We start from the raw sequence: 3,975 nt of genomic DNA on the forward strand, positions 1-3,975 counted from the left end.
ACGCCGAAAGGCGAGACGTCACTGGCGCTGAGCGGCGGCGGCGCCATCACATTGTCCGCCCAACTGACCGACAAGGGTTCCGACATCACGCGCGGCATCGTCTGGCGGGTTTTCAAGCCCGAAGCCGTCAACGGCAAATTGCCGATGGTTGCCTCCTCCCATGGCGGCACCGCCGTCTTCCAGCTCGAACCCGGCAGCTATCTGGTTCACGCCTCCTACGGCCGGGCCGGCGCCACCAAGCGCATCACTGTCGGCAAGGACGCCAAGCGCGAAAGTCTCGTGCTCGACGCCGGCGGCCTCAAGCTCGACGCAGTGCTGTCCGGCGGCGTGCGCATTCCACCAAAGAAGCTGCGATTTTCGATCTACGAAGGCACTGCCGAGGCCAATGGCGACCGCGCGCTGATCATTCCCGATGTCGAGCCCAACAGCGTCGTGCGGCTCAACGCCGGCATCTACCATGTCGTCTCGACCTATGGCGCGGTCAACGCGGTCATCCGCTCCGACATCCGTGTCGAGGCCGGCAAGCTGACCGAAGCCACCGTCGAGCACCACGCCGCCGAGATCACCATGAAGCTGGTGCGCGAAACCGGTGGCGAGGCAATCGCCGATACGTCCTGGTCGCTGCTCAATGAATCGGGCGATCCGATCAAGGAAACCGTCGGCGCCTTCGCCTCGATGGTGCTGGCCGAGGGCGACTACACCATCATCGCCAAGAACCGCGACCGCATCTATCAGAAGGATTTTACGGTCGTGGCCGGGCAGAACCAGGAGATCGAGGTTCTGGCCACCGAGGCCGCGGCGATGGATCCCGAAGAAGGCGCGGACTAACCTTCCGCGGCAGGTTTCCTGTTTCAGGCCGCCATCTTGGTCCGCGCTGGCAGGAACGGAATCCGGCGGCGCGCCACGATTGGCGCCAGATCGAACACGCCGCGATACAGCCGGTCGAGCAATGCCTTGCGGTCGCGCAACGGCTCCAGCTCGCTCCAGCTCAGCACATCGCCGACGCGCACGTCTATCGCCTTGCCGGACAGCCGCGCGAATTCGTGGATGAGCAGCGACGTGCGCAGCGTCAGCGAGGCCTTGCCGACGAATTTCGCCACCCGGCCGTCGCGCTCAGCCATGTTCATCGGCCCGCTGACCAGATGGAACAGCCTGCCGTTCTGCCCGGAAAAATGCATCGGGATGACCGACGCCCTGGCGTCCTGGACGAGACGGGCGGGAAACATCTTCCACGGCAAGTCGCGTGCCTGGCCAAAGCCCTTCGGCGCGGTGGCGACACCGCCGGCCGGAAACACCACGATGGTGACGCCTTCCTTCAACAGCCGCACCGCCTCATGGCGCACGGCCATGTTGTTCTTCAGCGCGTCCTTGGTCTCGGAAAAGTCGATTGGCAGCGAGTAAGGCTCCATCTCGCGGATCTTGAGCAGGTCCTTGTGAATCATCACCCGGAACGGGCGTCCGAGCTGCTCGACCAACGACAGCACGGCAATGCCGTCACCAATGCCGAACGGATGATTGGCGACGATCACCAGCGGCGTGTTCGGCAACTGTGCCGGCGGCCACTGATCCGATGTCCGCACGCGGACGTCGATCAGTTCGAGCATACGGCTGAACACGCGTTCGCCTGTCGGCACGACCTGGCGGCGCCAGAAATCATAAAGTGCTGTGTAGCGGTCGCGGCCCGACAGGCCTTCGACCGAATGAATGAACCAGCGTGTCAGCGCCGGCTGGCGCGGATTGGCATAGGAAAGCTCGGGAAAGGGTCGTTCGCGCAATTTCAACTTGAGCATAAGGGCTGGTTACAAGGTCGGCGTGACAGGGATATGAAAATGGCGGTGGATCGCTCCACCGCCATTTGGTCGAAACTATGCCAATCAAGCCGCGCGTTTGCGCCGGCGGTCGGGTGTAACAGCTTCTTCGGCCAATTGCGCGATCGCCTGGTCAAGGCCAAGCGATTCCTGGTCGCGTGAGCCCAACCGGCGCATGTTGACGGTCTTCTCTTCGGCCTCGCGCTTGCCGCAGACGAGGATGACCGGAACCTTGGCCAGCGAGTGCTCGCGGACCTTGTAGTTGATCTTCTCGTTACGCAGATCCGCTTCCGCCAACAGCCCTGCGGCCTTCAGCTTTGCCACCACCTCGGTCGCATAGCCGTCGGCGTCAGACGTGATCGTCGCCACCACCACCTGCAGCGGCGCGAACCACAGCGGGAAGTGGCCGGAATAGTTCTCGATCAGGATGCCGAGGAAGCGCTCCATCGAGCCGCAGATGGCGCGGTGCACCATCACAGGCTGCTTCTTCTCGGAATCGGAGCCGATATAGAAGGCGCCGAACCGTTCCGGCAGGTTGAAGTCGACCTGCGTCGTGCCGCACTGCCATTCGCGGCCGATGGCATCCTTGAGCACATATTCGAATTTCGGTCCGTAGAAGGCGCCCTCGCCCGGATTGATGGAGGTCTTGATGCGATTGCCGGACCGTGTCCTGATCGTCTCCAGCACGCTCCCCATGATCGCCTCGGCATGATCCCAGGCTTCGTCGGTGCCGACGCGTTTGTCGGGCCGCGTCGACAGCTTCACGCTGATTTCGTCAAAACCGAAATCAGCATAGGTCGACAGGATCAAATCGTTGATGCGCAGGCACTCCGCGGCCAGCTGCTCCTCGGTGCAGAAGATGTGCGCATCATCTTGCGTGAAGCCGCGCACACGCATCAGCCCGTGCAGTGCGCCCGACGGCTCGTAGCGGTGCACATTGCCGAATTCCGCAAGCTTCACGGGTAGATCGCGATATGACTTCAACCCATGCTTGAAAATCTGCACATGGCCCGGACAGTTCATCGGCTTCAACGCGAAGACCCGGTCGTCATCGGTGTCGTCGCCGGCGACCGTCACCTTGAACATGGCGTCGCGATACCAGCCCCAGTGGCCTGACGTCTCCCACAGGCTCTTGTCGAGAACCTGCGGCGCGTTGACCTCCTGATAGCCTTGCTCGTCGAGGCGGCGGCGCATGTAGTTGACCAGGTTCTGGAACATCTTCCAGCCCTTGGCATGCCAGAAGACGACGCCCGGTCCCTCTTCCTGGAAATGGAACAGGTCCATCTCGCGGCCGATCTTCCTATGGTCGCGCTTCTCGGCCTCCTCCAGCATCATCTGGTAGGCTTCGAGCTGCGCCTGATCAGCCCAGGCCGTGCCGTAGATGCGGGTCAGCATCGGGTTGTTCGAATCACCGCGCCAATAGGCGCCGGCCACCTTCATCAGTTTGAAGGCATTGCCGATCTGCCCGGTCGAGGCCATGTGCGGGCCACGGCAGAGGTCGAACCAGTCGCCCTGCGCGTAGATCTTGAGATCCTGATCCTCGGGAATGGCGTCGATCAACTCCAGCTTGTAGCGTTCGCCCTTGTCGGCAAACACTTTTTTTGCCTTGTCGCGCGACCAGACTTCCCTGGTGAACGGCTTGTTGCGCGCGATGATCTCGCGCATCTTCTTCTCGATCACCGGAAAATCGTCGGGCGTGAACGGCTCGTTGCGGGCGAAGTCGTAATAGAAGCCGTTCTCGATCACCGGCCCGATGGTCACCTGCGTTCCCGGCCATATCTCCTGCACGGCTTCCGCCAGCACATGGGCCGCGTCGTGGCGGATCAGCTCCAGCGCGCGCGGGTCGTCGCGGGTGACGATCTCGACCTTGCCGGACTTGCCGAGCGGATCGCTGAGATCGCGAACCGTGCCGTCGATCGCATAGGCGACCGCCTTCTTTGCCAGCGATTTCGAGATCGATTCGGCGAGGCCAGCACCGGTCATCGCCGCGTCGTATTCGCGGACGGAGCCATCGGGAAATGTCAGAGAAACGGAATTCAGCATATATATCTCCTATCCAGTCCCGCAAACGAGCGCGGGTGGTTGAAATGCATGTCGCCCAAAAGTGTGTGGCGGTTTTGGGGTTACGGCATGCATAGGGAAACGCCGGATGCGTCCGGCAGCGGCT

Annotated in this window: 2 protein-coding genes and 1 pseudogene (1 of these 3 cut by a window edge); 1 reads left to right on the forward strand and 2 read right to left on the reverse strand. The window is 62.3% G+C overall.

The features are described 5' to 3' along the window. Positions 1 to 828: pseudogene (locus tag EOB80_RS09475) on the forward strand (hypothetical protein) (it extends 127 nt beyond the left edge of the window). A gap of 23 nt (positions 829 to 851) precedes the next feature. Here EOB80_RS09475 and EOB80_RS09480 read toward each other — a convergent pair. Both EOB80_RS09480 and thrS read right to left on the reverse strand, forming a co-directional pair. Next, positions 852 to 1,790, reverse strand: a complete 939-nt coding sequence (locus EOB80_RS09480; RefSeq protein WP_127327454.1) for a GNAT family N-acetyltransferase — start codon at positions 1,788 to 1,790, stop codon at positions 852 to 854. An 84-nt stretch (positions 1,791 to 1,874) separates the two neighbouring features. Further along, a complete protein-coding gene (gene thrS, locus EOB80_RS09485) occupies positions 1,875 to 3,851 on the reverse strand; it encodes a threonine--tRNA ligase (protein ID WP_127327455.1) in 1,977 nt (658 codons plus the stop codon). Positions 3,852 to 3,975: the final 124 nt, after the last annotated feature.

Source organism: Mesorhizobium sp. M7A.F.Ca.MR.245.00.0.0, assembly GCF_003997415.1.
Taxonomy (GTDB): domain Bacteria; phylum Pseudomonadota; class Alphaproteobacteria; order Rhizobiales; family Rhizobiaceae; genus Mesorhizobium.